The organism is Prevotella jejuni (assembly GCF_900187995.1).
In the GTDB taxonomy this organism is placed as follows: domain Bacteria; phylum Bacteroidota; class Bacteroidia; order Bacteroidales; family Bacteroidaceae; genus Prevotella; species Prevotella jejuni.
On record NZ_FZNZ01000001.1, the window covers coordinates 64,099 to 83,475 of the forward strand.

Annotated in this window: 14 protein-coding genes; 11 read left to right on the plus strand and 3 right to left on the minus strand. The window is 40.8% G+C overall.

The genetic code is table 11. The annotated features are described in order from the left end of the window. Positions 1–70: 70 nt before the first annotated feature. On the minus strand, positions 71–439 hold the full coding sequence (locus tag CHB62_RS00250) for a hypothetical protein (protein ID WP_089365189.1): 369 nt from the start codon (positions 437–439) through the stop codon (positions 71–73). Between the two features lie 19 nt (positions 440–458). Next, complete coding sequence (locus tag CHB62_RS00255) at positions 459–1,622, minus strand: Lnb N-terminal periplasmic domain-containing protein (protein ID WP_089365190.1); 1,164 nt, start codon at positions 1,620–1,622, stop codon at positions 459–461. Positions 1,623–2,905: 1,283 nt separating this feature from the next. Between CHB62_RS00255 and bamG the strand changes: the two genes are divergently transcribed. The 8 genes from bamG to CHB62_RS00295 all read left to right on the plus strand — a co-directional run bounded on the left by bamG (position 2,906) and on the right by CHB62_RS00295 (position 12,022). Beyond that, a complete protein-coding gene (gene bamG, locus CHB62_RS00260; protein ID WP_089365191.1) occupies positions 2,906–4,213 on the plus strand; it encodes a BamG family beta-barrel-assembly machinery protein in 1,308 nt (435 codons plus the stop codon). Position 4,214: 1 nt separating this feature from the next. After that, the gene (locus tag CHB62_RS00265) at positions 4,215–4,865 is read left to right on the plus strand and encodes an LptA/OstA family protein (RefSeq protein WP_009010793.1); all 651 of its coding nucleotides are present in this window, start codon (positions 4,215–4,217) and stop codon (positions 4,863–4,865) included. Positions 4,866–4,874: 9 nt separating this feature from the next. Next, a complete protein-coding gene (locus tag CHB62_RS00270) occupies positions 4,875–6,140 on the plus strand; it encodes a hemolysin family protein (protein ID WP_089365192.1) in 1,266 nt (421 codons plus the stop codon). Positions 6,141–6,240: 100 nt separating this feature from the next. Beyond that, positions 6,241–8,388, plus strand: a complete 2,148-nt coding sequence (locus CHB62_RS00275) for a peptidylprolyl isomerase (RefSeq protein ID WP_089365193.1) — start codon at positions 6,241–6,243, stop codon at positions 8,386–8,388. 548 nt (positions 8,389–8,936) lie between these two features. Then, positions 8,937–9,119, plus strand: a complete 183-nt coding sequence (locus CHB62_RS15105; RefSeq protein ID WP_089365194.1) for a hypothetical protein — start codon at positions 8,937–8,939, stop codon at positions 9,117–9,119. Between the two features lie 176 nt (positions 9,120–9,295). Further along, on the plus strand, positions 9,296–9,499 hold the full coding sequence (locus CHB62_RS00285; protein ID WP_089365195.1) for a hypothetical protein: 204 nt from the start codon (positions 9,296–9,298) through the stop codon (positions 9,497–9,499). Positions 9,500–9,542: 43 nt separating this feature from the next. After that, the gene (locus tag CHB62_RS00290; RefSeq protein WP_089365264.1) at positions 9,543–11,111 is read left to right on the plus strand and encodes a hypothetical protein; all 1,569 of its coding nucleotides are present in this window, start codon (positions 9,543–9,545) and stop codon (positions 11,109–11,111) included. Between the two features lie 455 nt (positions 11,112–11,566). Beyond that, complete coding sequence (locus CHB62_RS00295; RefSeq protein ID WP_089365196.1) at positions 11,567–12,022, plus strand: HU family DNA-binding protein; 456 nt, start codon at positions 11,567–11,569, stop codon at positions 12,020–12,022. Positions 12,023–12,502: 480 nt separating this feature from the next. On the opposite strand, the gene CHB62_RS00300 is transcribed toward CHB62_RS00295, so the two are convergent. Continuing rightward, entirely contained in the window at positions 12,503–14,794 is a 2,292-nt protein-coding gene (locus tag CHB62_RS00300; RefSeq protein WP_089365197.1) for an NADP-dependent malic enzyme, read from the minus strand. A 123-nt stretch (positions 14,795–14,917) separates the two neighbouring features. Here CHB62_RS00300 and CHB62_RS00305 point away from each other — a divergent pair, with 123 nt between their 5' ends. The 3 genes from CHB62_RS00305 to CHB62_RS00315 are packed head-to-tail and all read left to right on the plus strand — an operon-like array spanning position 14,918 to position 18,581. Continuing rightward, on the plus strand, positions 14,918–15,556 hold the full coding sequence (locus CHB62_RS00305) for a TetR/AcrR family transcriptional regulator (RefSeq protein WP_089365198.1): 639 nt from the start codon (positions 14,918–14,920) through the stop codon (positions 15,554–15,556). Between the two features lie 46 nt (positions 15,557–15,602). Further along, on the plus strand, positions 15,603–17,006 hold the full coding sequence (locus tag CHB62_RS00310; RefSeq protein WP_089365199.1) for an SGNH/GDSL hydrolase family protein: 1,404 nt from the start codon (positions 15,603–15,605) through the stop codon (positions 17,004–17,006). Positions 17,007–17,033: 27 nt separating this feature from the next. After that, a complete protein-coding gene (locus tag CHB62_RS00315; protein WP_089365200.1) occupies positions 17,034–18,581 on the plus strand; it encodes an MBOAT family O-acyltransferase in 1,548 nt (515 codons plus the stop codon). Positions 18,582–19,377: the final 796 nt, after the last annotated feature.

Consider the following 19,377-nt stretch of genomic DNA (forward strand, 5'->3'; position numbering starts at 1 on the left):
ATACGTGAGGTAGTTACCACCTCTTATTATATCACTAATTCCAAGCAAGCTAATATTAAATAGTTGCTTGTTACGATAAAGAATAGCGATTGGGGGCACGAATCTTAATTCCACTCCTCGACGAAGGGTTTGGAAGGAATTGTTCTAACTTTTGGTAGTTATTTGATTTAGCTTTGAAATCAGTAGGATAGTTGTCATATAAGTCTGCAACAAATACTGCTTTGTTTTGTGCAGGTTCTATTTCTTCGTCCTCCTTAATCTGCTTAAAGGCCTCAAGAACAGATAATATATCTTGTTCAACACCCTTAAATGCTTGTTGATGACAAAGGTCTTCGATGTTAACATCACCCAATGCTATCTTTAGCACAGACTGATAGCTCTGTGCTTCTACTCCTGTTGTCGCAAGAACGACAAGTAAAGCGGTGATGTATTTATTCATTATCTTTTATCTCTTTGAATTACTTCACGGTAGTAACCGATTTGCTAATTCGTAAATGTACTATGCAGTGTAATAGCAAGAATGATGCCACAATTATTATTGGAACGGGTATTTCTTGGATAAAACGTCCGAGAAGTCCTATTATAATAAGTATTCCCCATATCTTCCACCACAATGTTTTCTTCCTTTTAACGGTAGGATAAAGAAAGAACAAAGGTAAAGGATTGAAGAAGAAGATGATGAAATTCAAGCTAACACATGGGTGTTGCGAGAATATCATTATAAAGAGAATAATACCAATAAGCCCTGATGTTAGCATTAAAACGGCATCCCAAAGCCAGTAAACACGCTGTTTTCGATAGCTAAAGAGCGTTATTATAATGCTGATGGTTGCAAAAAGAAATGCAACAAAGATTGGAGAGAGTAATGACGAAGGCTCTGCCTCTGTTGTCTCAGCTGGCAATAGTTCGTTAGTTTGCTTTACTAAAGGCTTCCCGTTATAGGTTGCTTTATCGAAATCGATCCTTAAGTTCTCTGGTAGAAACTGCTGTTCAGACTTTGTTGTCTTACGGTCAGCATTCACACCCAGTAGGAGGTCTTCCCCAAACTGTGACCACTTATCTTTATAGTTCCATTCATGTATCATAGAACGGAACGTTGCATCTGGTTTAGCTGGCGGATAAACGACCCTTCCATGCAGATGGTTGACTATCATGTCACGGGCCCTTGTGGTGCAATTGTCAAAGAAGTAGTTGTAACGATAAACTACATTCTCTGGTTTCATGTTCTCCTGTAAAGCCTCATAGATAACGTCCTTGTCCTTAGGTGATAAGTTCAGAACCTGCTCTACAACGCCTCGTCCCTCGTAACTATATTGTGCGAGGAAATCATCCATGGCCTGTATGCCCATGCGATAGTCGGTCATTCCAAGTACAAAACGAGGAATAAAGTAGGTTTGATCAAGGGAGAATATGCCATAGTTAATGGCCAAGTCTAATCCTTTCTCCTTGTCATAATAGCGAATGGCGGTGTGTCCATATTGCGCCCAAACCTCTTTTCCAGGCGAACAAGTTAAGAGGGATATTTGAATACTATCGTTATTATTCATAGACTGAGCCCCTGCCGTAATATTAACGACAGACAAGAGAACAGTCAAGACAATATATAATAATCCCTTCTTCATATTCGTCGCAAAGTTACTAAAAAAGCATGAGAGCACAAAGAAAGCTTATTAAAAATTATTGTTGACTAATAAAACTTATTAAGCAGCTTGTCTTCTGTAATGTTCAGTCGACATTTTTATAGTCTTTCAAACAATCCTCATTATTCTCTTTGGCCTCTGCTTGTGTGCAAAATTCAGCGTAACTCCGTGAGAGATGAATGTGTATTACTGCATTTGTCGCTTTCATCATAGAGTAATTTCAGTAATCACTTCCTATTTCAAAGATATTTGTTTGATTGTAAAAAATGATTACATGGGAGAGGTTTAAGTATCTTCAAAGGATTGGTATATCTTTTCTTTAGGATATGTTTATAACATTCATATAATCAGTATGTTGTAAGTAGCGTTTGAGAAGATGCCTTTCTTGCTCCAAGAAGGGCGTCTTTAACGTGCAAGAAGGGCGTTTTCTTCGATGTTGAAGAGCATCTTCTCATTCCATTCCTACCCTCTTCTCCGAAGTGATAGGGTTTGATTACTGAAATATCCTTACATTTCTAAGAATCATGTTGAGTATTTCTTCGTTCCCCTCGGTAGCCTAATATGAATAATTCGATGAATATTTATCGCAGAACAACACAGAAATCTTGCTTATAGGCGTAGCTTTACAAAGGTCTTTTCTGGCACGAAACATCACAGAAATTAAAGCTAAGATGAGTGATATTACGTTGTACTTTTTTAGGCTTAATGGTTCTTCGAGTACTCTCGCTATGTATGAAAAGACGCTGTTTGGGCTGTGGTCTCTTTGAGTCGTAGAGCACCCATAGACTTTTGTTAGCAGTTTATGAAAGCAGTAACCTTATAATCTACATTCGGTTCCATTCTTTCTTATCGATCAGTGATAACCCTTGCCTTTTCAAGCATATCTAAATTGCTTGCTCGTAAGAGACGAATTTCTTAAAATCAATTTTCCTGTCATTTCTGTCATCTTAAATGTGTGCTTAATTGCTTATAATACAATGGATTAATATTAAATGTTAAAAGTGACAGCAAATAAAAATAAAACTAATTTCGTTATATGAGCTTTTATATTCGACTTCATTCGGTAGGCTTTACCACTACAAACGTTTAGTGCGTCTCCGACTAACGAAGGTAAGAAATCATAACTTTTGTATTGGAAATATTTATTGAACATTACTATTAAAATTCAAAATCCTTTATTGTTTTTCTGCAATATAGATTTTTTTTAATAACTTTGCGCCAATATATCGTTAAGACATATCGTCAGAATAAGAAAAAGAAAGCGAATGAAAAAGATAATTGCTACAGCATTCCTTGTAGGACTTGCTTTACAAGTGTCAGCTCAAAGTGGTACGAACTCTCCATATAGCCAGTATGGATTAGGCGCTTTGGCTTCTCAGGCAACAAGTTTTAATCGTGGAATGAACGGACTGGCGTACGGCTTTCATGAGCACAGCCAGGTTAACTACATGAACCCTGCTTCATACGCTTCAGTTGACTCTCTTTCGTTTATCTTCGATGCTGGTGTAAGTCTTCAGTTGACTAATTTTGAAGAGAGGGGAAAGAAGATCAATGCCCAGAATGCTGATATTGAATATGTTGTTGCATCGTTTAGAGCGTTTAAGCACGTGGGTGTGAGCTTTGGTCTCTTACCTTATACAAATGTGGGTTACAACTTTAGTAACACGCAGAATGTAAATGCTTTCCCAAGTACATCGTCTCCTAATGCCACCTATTCTAATACATATAGTGGTAATGGTGGTTTGCATCTCGTTTACTTAGGTGCGGGTTGGGAGCCATTCAAGGGCTTCTCTTTTGGTGCGAACATAGCTTATTTATGGGGAACACTAAATCGTAATTCTACTAATTCATATAGTGATAGTTACGTAAATACCCTTTCTAAGAACTATACAGCGCAGGTGAAGAGTTATAAGGCTGACTTTGGTGTGCAATATACTTATCCTATTGACAGAAAGAATGAGTTGACCTTGGGTTTAGCCTATTCTCTTGGACACACGTTAAATGCAGAATCAGAGTGTGATTTGATATCAACTAACTCACAGACAAGCGTTTCTGATACAACTCGTTATGTTGTGTCAAACTCTCTTGAACTTCCCCACACTTTCGGAGTTGGTTTGATGTTTAATCATAACAATCGTCTAAAGTTCGGTGTTGACTATCAATTGCAGAAGTGGGCTAAGATTAGATACCCACAACTCAATCCTGTTAATGGTACGACAAGCTATAGTCTTGTTGCTGGACAGTTTAATGATCGTCACAAGTTGACGCTTGGTGGTGATTATTGCAAGGGCGAACGTTATCGTGGTTTCTTTAGTCGTATGCACTATCGTGCTGGCTTCAGCTATGCAAGTCCATACTTGAAGATAAATGGACAAGACGGTCCACGTGAACTATCAGCAAGCCTTGGTGTAGGTATTCCTATTATGAATGCCTATAATAATCGTAGTATGTTGAATATTAGTGCAGAGTGGGTAAACCAGAGTGCGACAGGTCTGATAAAGGAAAATACATTCCGTATCAACGTTGGTCTGACCTTCAATGAGCGTTGGTTTGCTAAGTTCAAGGTAGAATAATATGCGTTCAAGCCTTTATTCTCTTATAATATGTTTGGTATTACTTACGGCGAGCTGTGCCATAGTCTCCTGTTCAGAGGAGCATGAGCATACAGCTCCTGCTATTCATGACCGTGACTCGGTGCCGGTTATGACGACGTATGGTGTCAATACGCTCATTTCTGACTCGGGCGTAATCAAGTATCGTATTGTTACTGAACAATGGGATATTAATCAGAATAAAGATAACTCTTCACGTTGGACTTTCAATAAAGGAATCCTACTAACACAGTTTGATTTGAAGAAGCATGTGGTAGGTTACATCCAATGTGACAGTGCTGTCTATTCCGATAGAGACCGTCGTTGGCAACTTCATGGACGTGTCAGAATCCTGACAGCGCAGGGATTGTCCTTTTATAGTAATGAACTATACTGGGATGAGAGGAATCATGAAATGTGGTCGTACACCTATTCTCATCTTAAAACGCCAGATAAGGAGTTAGAAGGTAATTGGTTCCATAGCGATGAACAGATGACGAATTATGAAATACGTCAGACAAAAGGGTGGGGTATATTCTCAGATAAGGATATGATGTCGCCTGCTGCTCCTCCTTTTGCACCAATGGATACCACGCACGTTGACAATATGAAAGGTCCAGTAGTTAAACAATAATTATAGAAATTGGATATAGATTTAATCATAGGAATAATCATTACGATGGCACTCTCCGCTTTCTTCTCAGGAATGGAGATTGCTTTCGTTTCGAGTAATCGTCTTCTTGCCGAGATGGATAAGGAGAAGGACGGTATTGCACAGAAGTGTTTGACCATCTATTATAACAATCCAAACGGCTTTGTGTCTACTATGCTTGTAGGTAACAATATAGTACTTGTTATCTATGGTATCTTCTTTGCGCAAATCTTCGATACTACGCTATTTGCTTCGTTTGACTCGGCTACACGTGTGGTGTTGGATACGTTATTATCTACACTTGTCATTCTTTTTACAGGTGAGTTCTTGCCAAAGACCTTATTTAGGAGCAATCCGAACCGACTACTTACGTTCTTCGCTCCTTTGGCTTATATCTTTTTTATTATCCTTTGGCCTATTAGTCGTTTTGCGACCTTCCTTGCTCGTGTTCTTCTGCGTTTGGTCGGTGTAAAGATAGATGAGGAAGAGAACGATGGTACGTTTACGAAGGTTGACCTCGACCATCTCGTGCAGAGTACAATAGAAAATGCTAAGAACGAAGATGATATCGAAGATGAAGTAAAGATATTCCAAAATGCTTTGGATTTCCAAGACACGAAGGTACGTGATTGTATGGTTCCTCGTACAGAGATTAAAGCTGTCGAAGAGAGTTGTAGCTTGGAAGAATTGCAGCAGATGTTCATTGAGAGTGGTAACTCTAAGATTATTGTCTACGAAGGAGATATTGATCACATAAAGGGATATATTCATTCCTCTGAGATGTTCCGTTCGCCTAAGAATTGGAAAGACCATATCCGTCAGTTGCCGTTTGTTCCAGAGACGATGGCAGCGCAGAAACTGATGCAAGTTTTCCTACTTCAAAAGAAGAGTTTAGGTGTAGTTGTTGATGAGTTCGGTGGTACCAGCGGTATTGTGTCATTAGAGGATATCGTTGAGGAAATCTTTGGTGAAATAGAAGACGAACACGATAATACAAAGTATATTGCTAAGCAGATAAACGATAAAGAGTATGTTCTTTCGGCACGTTTAGAGATAGATAAGGTAAATGAGATGTTCAATCTTGATTTACCAGAAAGCGACAATTACATGACTGTTGGCGGTTTGCTGTTGCATGTCTATCAAAGTTTCCCGAAACTGAACGAAGTTGTTACCGTTGGTCAATATGAGTTTAAGATAATCAAAAAGACGATGACTAAAATAGAACTCGTACGGCTAAAAGTCAATGATACAGAGTAATTTCTAAAAGAAAAATTATGATACTTGCCCATTTTTTTGTATTTTTGTGCGCAATTTGTCATACTGAATAGAATAATTAAAATCAAATAATAAATCTAAAATGGCAGTATTAGGAAAAATTAGAAGCAAAGGGGCTATACTGGTAGGTGCTATCAGCCTTGCCTTGGTTGCATTCTTGGCTGGAGATGCGGCCCGCTCATGTGAAGGTATGAAGGGTGAGTCGCATCAGCAAATTGGTAAGATTTTGGGCGAGAATATTAGTGTCCAGGAGTACCAGAAGTTGTTTGATGAATATCAGTCAGCAATTAAGTTTACCATGCAACGTGATAACCTCTCTGAACAAGAGCTTAACCAGGTAAAGGACCAAGTATGGCAGCAGTTGGTAAGCAGTCGTGTACTTGAGGCTGATGCAAAGAAGGTTGGTCTCACTGTTACGGAGAAGGAAATTGAAAACGTATTGAGTGAGGGTACGAACCCAGTGTTGACACAGACACCATTTGTTAACCAGCAGACTGGTCGTTTCGACGTTAATGCACTCAAGCAATTCTTTGATAGTTATAATAAGGCCAAGGCAGCTAAGTCTCCAGAGCTTGATCAGATGCAGGCTGTCTATGACTATTGGCTCTTCGTAGAGAAGAACTTACGTACACAATTGCTTGGTCAGAAGTATCAGGCTTTACTCGCAAGTTGTGTTCTCTCTAATAAGGCTGAAGCTACGATGGCTTTCAAGGACAACAATGAGGAGAGTCAGATTCAGCTTGCTTCTTTAGCTTATAGCTCTGTGAAGGATGCTGACATTAAGATTTCAGATGATGACTTAAAGGCTAAGTACGACGAACTCAAGCCTGCTTTCCGTCAGAGTGTTGAGACGCGTGATATTAAGTTTGTTGACTATCAGATTAAGGCAAGCGCTGCCGACCGTAAGGTGGTTGCTAAGGAGATGAATGATTTCCAACATCAGCTTGCAACAGCTACCGATCCTTCAGGTGTTATCAGTAAGAGTGGTTCTGAGATTTCTTATCTTGGTCTTCCTGTAAGTAGTAAGGCTTACCAGCAGTATCCTGATATTGCTTCAAAGATTGATTCACTTTCTGTGGGTACAACTGGTGTGTTCGAGAATAGCCAGGACAATACGTTGAATGTTATTCGTGTATTCTCAAAGGCACAGTTGCCAGACTCAGTACAGTTCCGTCAGATTAGTGTTGGCGCTGCTACTCCTGATGAGGCACGTGCAAAGGCTGATTCTATTCAGAAGGCTTTGGCTGGCGGTGCTGACTTTGAGGCTCTCGCTAAACGTTACGGTCAGACGGGTGAGAAGGCTTGGTTTACTGGTCAGCAGTATGAGATGGCACCAACTATGAGTGTTGATAATCGCACTTTTGTTAATGCTTTGCTTAATGGTGAGGTGAATGCTACTCAGAACCTTGCGCTCACACAGGGTAATGTTATTCTGCAGGTTCTCGACAAGAAAGCTTTCACAACTAAGACAACTGCAGCTATTATCAAGAAGCCTATTGACTTCTCTAAGGATACACGCAGCAATGCTTATAATAAGTTCTCTGAGTTTGTTGCTAAGAGCTCTTCTGTTGCTGAACTTGAGAAGAATGCTTCTAAGTCTGGCTATCGTGTACAGTCGCTTAACGACCTTTCTACTGCTGAGCATTATATTGGTGGTATTCAAGGTACACATGATGCACTTAAGTGGCTCTTTAGTGCTAAGCAGGGTGAGATTTCTCCACTCTACGAGTGTGGCGATAATGACCATCTCTTAGTAGTTGCTTTGACAGCTGTTCATCCACAGGGTTATCGTCCTTGGGATGATGCACAGGATAAAGAGGTTCTCAAGCGTGAAGTAATGAAGGACAAGAAGGCCGAGATGCTCATGGCAAAATTGAAGGGTGTCAACTCTATTGCTGCAGCTCGGTCAAAGGGTGCTAAGGTTTCTACGGTTAATCAGATTACTTTCTCTGCCCCTGCCTTCGTTCAGGCTACTGGTTCTGTTGAGCCTGCTCTCTCTGGTGCGGTTGCAGGAACAGTTGCTGGTAAGTTCTCTAAGGCTCCTGTTAAGGGTAATGCTGGTGTCTATGTGTTCCAAGTAGTGAAGAAGGCTATGCGTGCTGGCTCTAAGTATAACGAAGCAATGGTTATGCAGCAGACTGCTCAGATGAATATGCAATTAATCAGCAACTTCATGCAGGATCTTATCCTTAAAGCAAATGTTGTTGACAACCGTTACCTCTTCTTCTAAAAGAAATCGTAACACCTTATATATATTAGACGGATGCACGGCAAAAGTGCATCCGTCTTTTGTGTTTATATCGTCTTTCTCTTCTTTTATATAGCTTGCTATAGAGCTTTCTATTTTTTTATATAGCTTGCTATATGACTTTCTATCTTTTTATGTAGCTTGCTATAGGGCTCTCTATTCTTTTATATAGCTTGCTTAATCTTTCTCCTAAATGACTTGTTCCCAATTAGTTTAATGTTTACAAAGCCATGTGCGTTGAGCGTTGCGAGCATTGTCGATAGTACGCAAGTAAGGAGCCTTTTCTGATATAGTTTTGTCATCAGCATGTGTTCATCAGACGATTGCAAGGACAAAATACTTTGTTTGACGGTTGTTACTAAACGGCATACTTAGCATATTGCTTTTGCTCGATGTGTTAGATGGCCTAAACGTTAAAGAATGGCTATGTAATTCAGTTTATTTTTATATTTTTTTACTAATTCCTTGTTTGTTTCATATATTCTCACTACCTTTGCGCCCAGTTAAAATAAAATTAACTCGTAATAACGATGAGAGTCATAAAGAATATTAATTCGGCAAATGTTTGCACTTTATTAGGAAATAAAGGCGCAAACACGTTTTGCGCTGCATTAGATTCTTTAACGAAGAAAGACGAAAAAAATATCGCAAATTATTTGGTAGTTCCAAATAATTTTGTACTCTCTCTCTCTCTCTCTCTCTCTCTCATATAGGCCAGGCCTAACCTCCCCACTTTTTTCTTCTCGCATACGCGCGCGAGGCGTGCTGTGCAATCCCTGTAAACAAAGGACTTTTCGGAGTTTCCTTTGTTCGCTTTTCTGTGTCCCTACGTAAACGAAATAAGAAGAAATTAAGCACGAAATAACAACTATTTTTAATCAATAAAACAATGGAGAAAAAGAAACAAAAGAAGAACTATCCTGCACCAAAGTGTGAAATAGTTCAGGTAAGCGAAAGCACTTATTTGATGGATACGTCCTTCCCCAGTCAGCACAAAAAGGCGAACCATGCTACTGGTCCAGCTGCTGCTAAGGCAAGTCAATGGGATGAGGAAGAGTTCGAAGATGAAGCCCCAACATCATGGGAAGACTAACAGAGAGTTATTAACTAAAAGAACAAATAAAAACGAATAAATGATGAAGAAAACAATGAAACAATATTCATTCGCATCGCAACTAAAGTCTTTGGTTGTCGTGTTCGGCATCGCCTTGACTTTCGCATCTTGTGCTAAGGAAGATGTGGCACAGAACCCAACCAACAAAGAGGGCGATAACGACAAGAACCTAACAACTTTCGTAGCAGGTGACGAGGCAAAAACCCGCACGTCATTAGATTATAACAGTAGCGATTTCTCTTGGGAGGCAGGCGATTATATTTACGTAAAGGACGACGAAGGCGTAATGAGAAAGAGTACGAACGCTCCAACTCAGAAGGTAGCCTCCTTCCGTTATAGAGTTCCTGGCAAGTTTGGCGCAAGTGCAAGTTATAAAGTTTATTACTTGGGTAAGAACAGTAACGGCAGCCAAGTAACTATCTCTGCTAACCAAACGCAGACCGCCCCAGACAACACCGAGCATTTCGGCACAGCAGGCGACTATGGTATAGCTACGGCAACAGGGGCAGCAGGTGGCAGCATCTTTAGCTTCCAGTTAGAGCATCAGCCAGCTTACTTAGTCTTCCAACCTTACACAAGTAACACTATTCTGCAAAGTTGTTACTTAACTAAGGTGGAGGTAAGCTCTGACAATGATATTGCAGAGACTTATACAGTCAACACAAGCACGGGTGCCCTTACAGGCTCAGCAGGAAGCAAACAAATCGTTTTGACTACAAGTGGCAGTAGTAGCAATCCAAACGGCTTCCCACTGACTAACAGCGCAGCCAGCGTAACTACTAACGGTGCATACATGGTGATTAAGCCAGGAACTCATACCTTAAGGGTACGTTATTGGGTAAAAGACGTAGCAAACAACGTAGAGGGTACTATTACTAAGACTCTTCCTGCAACAGCATACGCTTCGAATACTTACTACGATATGACAGCTAACCTTAACGTACGTAATTATGACGGCGACAAATACTACATGTGGGATGCTCAACAGAATTATTGGTCAGGTCACGAATGGAATAAAGCAACTCCATGGCAGCCAGTATTGAACGGTAACAGTAATAGCAACTACGCCCAAAATAATGGTGACCCTCGTTACTACAACGAAGCATTTAGTTATGGTGCAGATAATAAGGCAACCCACAGCCCATGCAAAGATCTTCCAAACGTGAACGAGATGACATGGTACGCTGCCATGGGCGAACCACGTTGGGACGGTGATGAATTATGGACTACCATGGGTCACTTATATAAAGGTGGCATGTGGTTTAAGAAGAAAGCGAATATAAGCGGATTTAACCCTAACACCGCAGAAGACGGAACAGATTGGAGAACAAATGGCAACGGACGCAGCTGGTCTGTATCTCAGACTCTCCCCGATGTGGCTGATGCAGGTAATTACTTCTACCTGCCCGCCTTGGGTTCCTACTACTCTGGTCAGCTGCGCAACGTTGGCAACGGCGGCTACTATTGGTCGTCAAGTGCTAACCCGTGGCTCAGTTACCTCGCGTACTCCCTGTTCTTCACCAGTGGTAACGTCAACGTGACCAGCAACGGCAGCCGCAACGGCGGGTTCAGGGCGGAGGCGCTTCAGTAGTTCTCGCGATTGGCCCTTTACAGGTGTCGCCCTCTAAGAAGCCCCACCCCGACCCTCCCCGAAGGGGGAAGGAGTGCCTAACGGGTAGGGCTTCTGCTGAATGCGTATTCCGTCGCTGCGCTCACCGTATCTACGTGTTGGCAGATGCGTATTTAGCTACTCGTAGATACGCATTGCGCAGCCGTTAGATGCGTATCTAACAGTAGCGCTCACCGCATTCCGCAGCAGCGCTCACCGCATCTAACGGTACGTAGATACGCATTGCGCAGCAAGGGAATACGCATCTGACAGGAAGAGGATGCAGAAAGGAGGAAAGAAAAGACGATGAAAGGCAGGAAACAAACCAAGAAAATAGAATGGGGCAGCATGAAGATGCACAAAGAAAGCTGCTGAGGCGTGCTGTCCTACGCTATGATAAACAACAATAGTATTAATAATTTAAAGTCGAAAGAATCATGAAAATTCGTTTAGTACCAAAGAAAAATCCGCAGAAGCGGGAGGAAGTGAAGTTTTATGCTAACCCTGTTAACCTTGGGCATAAGTCGCTCGACGACATTGCACGTGACATTGCGGGGCGTTCGTCCTTGACGCGTGGTGATGTGTCGAACGTGTTGTATAACTTTATTGATTGTTTGCCCCATTATCTCCGTGATGGTTTCAGCATTCAGTTGGGCGAGTTTGGCTCTATGCGTGTCACACTGTCGAGCAAAGGAGCTGAGAAGGAAGAGGATTTTAAGACCGCAACCATTAAGCCTCGTGTCGTCTTCACGCCTGGCGGAGAATTGAAGCGAGAGTTAGCCGCAAACTCCTACGAGTCGGTGAGGAAGAAGGAGGAAGCAGAGAAAGATAAGAAAAAGGAGGATAAGAAAAAGAATGGAGGAGGAAGTGGCCCGGTAGCGGGCCAGGGATAGTAAAGGATATTGGGCTAATGAGGCCAATAGGGCCAATAAGGCTAATAAGGCCTAATGAGGCTAATAAGGACTAATAAGACTAATGAGCCTAATAAGGCCAATATCCAAGAAAAGAAAAAAGTTCGGTTTTAATAATACTGAATTGATTAATTTAGTTTTAATTATGTTTCCAGCGGGAAGGCATTGATGTGATATCAATGACGATACATCGGTAATTTAATTTTCGTTTCTTGCCCCTGTCACCATTGTTGGTGTCATGGGGCAAGTTTTTTTAGTATGCCCAGCATGATTCTATGTTGCAGAGAAAATTGATTATTCTCGTAAAGAGGGTTGATTGTTCTCACAAAAAAGGGTTGACCTATTTCGCAAAAAGAGTTGACGGTTTCTTCAAAAAGAGGGTAATAGTTTTGTAAAGAGGGTGAGAGTGTGTTTCTCAAAAAAAAGAGGATGTGTCAAAACAGACACATCCTCTTTTTTAGTTTATAATGACTTCTTCTTTAGTTTCTCCACATAAGCATCAATAGCAGCAACAGCTGTGATGTTTACAATGTCACGTACAGAACATTCGAAATCGGTAAAGTGAATTGGTTTATTAAGACCCATTTGGATAGGACCAATGACCTCGGCTTCTGGGCTCAATGCCTGTAATAGTTTATAACCACTGTTGGCTGAAGACAAGTCAGGGAAGATGAGTGTGTTAACATCTAATCCTTTCAAGCGAGTGAATGGAAACTTCTCATCACGCAACTCTTTATTCAAAGCAAAGTTAACCTGCATCTCACCATCAATAGCCAACTCTGGATATTCCTTTTGCAGCTTCTCAACAGCAGAGTGCACCTTCGATGGAGAACCTTCTTTATCAGAACCAAAGTTAGAATAAGAAAGCATTGCTATTGCAGGTTTATCATTGAAGAATTTAACCGAATTGGCAGCCAACTTAGCGATATCAGACAACACCTCATCATCAGGATGACGATTAATCAGCGTGTCAGCAATATAGAATACACCCTTCTTAGTATTTAGAATATGCATCGTACCAAAGTGATTATACTCTGGTCGAATACCAATAACATCCTTAGCTACCTTAATCGTGTTGCTATATTTGGTGTAAAGGCCAGTGATAAACGCATCCGCATCACCATTCTCAACCATTGACATTCCGAAATAGTTACGTTCATACATCTTATCGTATGCCTCTTCAAATGTGTAACCTTCACGTGAACGCTTTTCAGCTAAGTGCTTTGCGTATGTTGCACGACGTCCCTGTTCTTTATCGGCACGCATGTCAACAATCTCAATATCAGAAATGTCAAGTTTGAGACGATTAGCGACACGATTCAAGCGGTCAGGGTTTCCTAAAAGGATTGGAACACAGATACCTTCTTGTTTAGCTTGTACAGCGGCCTTCATCATCGTTTGGTGACCACCTTCAGCAAAGACAATACGTTGTGGATGTTGAGCAGCTGTAGCGTGAAGGGTGTGAGTTAGTTTTGTTTCCTGACCTAACATCTGAAGTAGATGCTGCTTATAAGCTTTGAAGTCCTTGATAGGAGTGCGAGCAACACCGCTCTCCATGGCAGCTTTAGCAACGGCAGCACTCACCTCAGTAATCAGTCGTGGGTCGACAGGTTTTGGGATAAAGTACTTAGGACCAAAGGTAAGGTCGTTTACATGATAAACCTCATTCACCACGTCTGGTACGGTTTCTTTAGCCAAGTTAGCAATAGCCTGTACTGCTGCCATCTTCATTTCCTCGTTGATAGCTTTGGCATGAACATCCAAGGCACCACGGAATATGTATGGGAAACCAATTACGTTATTAATCTGATTAGGGTAGTCAGAACGTCCAGTAGACATGATTACGTCAGGTCGGGCAGTAACAGCGTCGTCGTAAGATATCTCTGGAACAGGATTAGCCAATGCAAACACAATAGGATTCTCGTTCATTGAACGAATCATATCTTGTGTAAGAACATTCCCTTTAGACAAGCCAACGAATACGTCAGCACCCTTAATGGCTTCCTCTAAGGTATGTATATCACGACGGTCAGTAGCAAAAAGGGCCTTTTGTGGAGTCAGGTTCTTAGAGTCAGAAGTAATAACACCCTTAGAGTCGAGCATTACAATATTCTCCTTCTTCAGTCCTAACGCCATGTATAACTTCGTACATGAGATAGCTGCAGCACCTGCACCATTGACTACTAACTTAACATCAGCGATATTCTTTCCTGCTACTTCAAGTGCATTCTTTAGACCCGCAGCAGAGATGATAGCCGTTCCGTGTTGGTCATCATGCATAACAGGAATATCAAGCGTACGTTTCAGACGTTCCTCAATAGCGAAACACTCTGGTGCTTTAATATCTTCAAGATTGATACCACCAAAGGTTGGTGCAATCTTCTCTACCGCCTCGCAGAATTTATCTGGGTCTTGTTCGTTTACCTCTATATCAAAAACATCAATACCACCGTATATCTTGAAAAGTAATCCTTTACCTTCCATGACAGGCTTTCCACTCATTGCACCGATGTTACCGAGTCCTAAAACGGCTGTACCATTACTGATAACTGCAACTAAATTACCTTTGTCTGTGTATTTATATACGTCATCTGGATTCTGCTGAATCTCTAAGCATGGATATGCCACACCAGGCGAATATGCCAGACTAAGGTCTGTCTGTGTACTATAAGGTTTTGTAGGCTTTACTTCAATCTTGCCAGGACGGCCGTTGTTGTGATACTCCAAAGCGGCTTCTTTTGTTACCTTGACCATAGTTAATCTTTTACTTTTAATATTACAAAAATGTATTTTTGACTTACAAAGTTAGTAAAATCCACTTTAAATCAGATGTCATTATGAAAGTTTTTTGTAATTTTGTCGCAAAAATAAAGTTTGATGCATAATACAACTACAGAAACCACTTATCGGCAAGAACTTAAAGAGAGAATCCTCGTTGCAGCTCTTAACTTGTTCCATAAACATGGGATAAAAAGAGTGAAGATGGACGATATAGCCAATGTACTTAAGATATCAAAGCGTACACTTTACGAGATATACAGTAATAAAGAGGAGTTGCTTTTTGAAGTTATCCGACTTGATAAGAAGATAGAAGACCAGGCTATGACAAAGATAGACAAGTCTGGCCTGAATGTCATCAATGTTATCATAGAGATTTGTCGTTTCCGAATAGAGAAGATGGGTAAGGTCAATCCGCTTTTCTTTGAAGAACTCCACATGTATCCAGAGTTACTCGCTTATGTCCGTAAGCTCCATAAGGAATATGAAAGCGATGCTCATTCTTTCATTCAGCGTGGAGTTAAGGAGGGTTTATTCCTTCCTAATATAAACTATGAGATTATACGTATCTTGACAGTAGCCTCACAGAATGCTATTATGAATCAGTTTCTTTATAAGAAGTATGATGTAGAGGAGCTGGGCTACGCAGCCATCTTATTCTTTGTAAGAGGATATTGCACCTTAGAGGGTATTAAATTATTAGATAAAGAGTTAGACTCACTTTTCAGTCGCAAGTAAACATTGTGCTGACAACAGATTATTTAGGTAAAAGATTACAGTTAAAATGAAAGATAATACATACAAGACACTGTTGCTAACATTGTTAGTTGCATTGTTCCTTTTCCTATTGCATTTCCTTCCAACACTAACAATAGGAGATACAAAGTTACGTGAAATAGACATTCTAAGCGACCTTGCAAAAAAGAAGAAAGTACTCGAAGACGTCATTCCTTCGCCTAAGAAGCCTTCTTCTGTCGTTGCCTATGATAAAGACGGGAAGGTTATCAACTTTAAGGAGGAGTGGCCAAAGGGTACAGAACGTATCGTTGACTATTCTGCAGGTAAACCTGGAGGACTTGATCACTTCTATAGTCAACTGAACTTATTGGTTCAGAAACAGCAAGTAGGGCGTCCTGTTCGTATTGCTTATTATGGTGATTCATATATAGAAGGTGACATCTTATTAGCCGACTTGCGTGAAGACCTTCAGAAATACTATGGTGGTTATGGCGTTGGATGGATAGATGCGGGTAATGACCTCGACCAATACAAGCATACAGTAGATAATAGTTTCTCCGGACTGACCGAGCACATGGTTAAGAAGCCTGCAAGTTATGATGTCAACCAAGCAGGTATTGCAGAGCGTTACTATACCATGAATGGTCAAGCCACAATGACGTATGCTCCTTTCACTTTGTCTCATGACTATCCACATACCGAGAAGTGGGCAAGTACATTACTTTATCTACGTTCAAAAGGAGGTGCTAACGTCAGCTTCAACATAGATGGAGGCAAAACAAGTAACCAACGTGTAACCCCATCACCCGAGTTACAAGTAGTAAAGATGGACGGCATCACCTCTCATGCTACCGTCAAGGTAGATGGAACGAATACTATTCTCTTCGGTACGTCACAGGAAGGTAAGGAAGGTATCGTGCTTGACAATTTCAGTATGCGTGGTTCTTCAGGTATAACACTGTCCAAACTTCCAGAACAGATGTTGAAGGAGTTTGCACGTGTACGTCCGTATGATCTCATTGTATTCCAGTTTGGTGTTAACGCTATTGATGCCCAGACAACTCCAGAGCGATTGAAGAAGTACATGCGTGATATGAAACTTGTAGTAGACCTTTTCCACAAGTGTTTCCCAGAAACGAGTATTCTTATCGTTAGTAGTCCCGACCGTGGGTCAAAGTCTTCACCTGATGGTACGATGAAGGGTGTTGAGATGTTAGTAGGTTATCAAGAGCAACTTGCATCCGACTGTCATGTTGGTTTCTATAATCTCTTCCGTGCTATGGGAGGTCCAGGTACGATGATGCGTATCGTAGACAGCCAGGATATGGGTACAAAAGACTATGTACACATTAATTATAAAGGTGGTAAATATGTCAGTCAGCGTATCTTTAAGTCTATCGTAGCCGGACAGAAGAATTATACAAGACGTGAGAAAATGATAGAACAGTAGGTTTGTATTTACATAACATAGAGTCAAATGGAAACAAGTATATTTCTCAACCAGTTAATGGTTATCATCAATAATCTCTTACAAAACATAGAAACGTATATTGGAGGTCTTGAGTTTTCAAAGCTATCTGATATTCTTCTATATAATCCAAAAGAACCGCTCCTCTTCTCTTCTGGTGCTTTTCTTTTCATATTCCTTGTCTTCATGATAGGATATTACTGTCTACGAAAGAAGGTGGATGGGCGATTACTCTTCGTGACGCTCTTCTCTTATTATTTCTTCTATAAGAGTAGTGGCTTCTATTTCCTATTATTACTGATTGTGACCGTAAGCGACTTCTATATAGCACGTCGTGTTGCCAAAGGAAAATATCCAAGGTTATGGTTATGTTTGAGCCTACTTATCGACCTTGGACTTTTGGCTTACTTTAAGTACACGAACTTCTTTGCAGGAATGGTGACGCAGATGATTGGTGGTAATTTCCAACCTTGGGACATCTTCCTACCAGTAGGAATTAGCTTCTACACCTTCAAGACCATCTCTTACGTTGTGGATATCTATCGCAAGAAGGCTGAGCCTATGGAGTCACTCCTCGACTATGCTTTCTTTGTTAGCTTCTTCCCAACACTATTGGCAGGCCCTATCACTCGTGCAACCGACTTTGGTCCACAGATTCGTAAGCCATTGCATATTAGCCGTGAGATGTTTGCTCAGGGTGTATTCTTTATCATCATTGGTCTTTTTAAGAAGGCTGTTATCTCTGATTACATCTCTCAGAACTTCGTTGATCGTATCTTTGATAACCCTACACTCTTCTCTGGTGGTGAGGTTCTCCTTGGCCTTTATGGTTATTGCATACAGATTTATTGCGATTTCTCAGGCTATTCTGATATGGCTATCGGCATTGCCTTGCTTCTTGGATTTAAGATACCGATGAACTTCAATGCGCCACTTACGGCCGACTCCATGACCGACTTCTGGCGACGTTGGCATATTTCGCTATCAACATGGATACGTGATTACGTTTATATATCACTTGGCGGCAACAAGAAGGGAACACTTCGTATGTATTTCAACCAAATGGTTGCGATGACTGCTTGCGGATTATGGCATGGCGCATCCCTGAACTTCGTTGTATGGGGTGTTCTTCATGGTGCTTTGGTTTGTGTACATAAGTTCTGGTCGCAGACTGTTTTGAAGCATGACCGCCGTTACCATCCATCTGGTATTCGTCGTTTCTTATCAGTATTCATCACTTTCCATGTTCTTTGCTTCACTTGGCTTTTCTTCCGTTGTAAGGACTTTGATAGTGTGTGGATTATGGTTAAGCAGTTGTTCACAAAGTTTAATCCTTCCGTACTCCCCGATGTCTTCATGGGTTATAAGTATGTATTCATGTTGATGATATTTGCTCTTCTTACCCATTGGATACCTGATTCTTGGCAAAATCGTTGTGTACGAGTCTTAGAGAAGGGTGGGGTTGTCCTCTCTGCTATCGTGATTACTATCGTTATATTCATCATTATGCAGGTAAAGAGTTCTGAGATACAACCATTCATCTATTTCCAGTTCTAAATAGATTGAACTATATAATATAAGGTGCAGCATACTGTTTAATAATACTTAGTTAAACGGTATGCTGTTTTTTATGGACTTCTGTTAAGCCTTAAACGCTCATTACTCCCGATATGCCTTGTCTTCTTCTGTATAAGTGTGCCTAAATCGTGTGCTAAGGAACGTTTAAGATTGAGTAGGAAGTCTATTAGTATTTTTCTTGTAAAGTATAAGTTGAGACTATCATACCTTCTCTAATAATTTACTGTTCATCCTCTTTTCCTCACTTCTAAGTGATTGGTAAATACATGAAAAATCATGACATAGCTTCAAGCTAAATACCCTCTAAATCAGCGTGCAATATATTCTTTAATCTACTTTGTAATCTGCAACAAATCAGTAAGTTACAAACAGCGTCGGAGAAGAGGCCCTTCTTTGTCCAAGAAGAGCGTCTTCAGCACGCAAGAAGGGCATGTTCTCGAACGTTGAAAGGCCTCTTCTTACTTCAAGTGAATGCTCTTTCCGAATGGAGAGGGGAGTGATTATTGAAATATCTTCACAAATCCTGTTTGTAAGTTCAGCATTCCCTGTTCATTTCTTATTCGTATTCTTATAGGGCTATCACGGCAATAAGGTTTCTATTTGTGGGCATGTGAGCCTCAACATTGACCCCTCTGCGAATGGAATAGAGTGTGAATACCAAGGTATGTCACGAGTATTGTTTTTACGTGTAACGTTCCCTTTCCTTCTTCCCCTTGGTAGTGAAGATTGCAGTAAACCTTAGGCTGTTTTTAGTCAATAGGTAAGGTCTTATGGA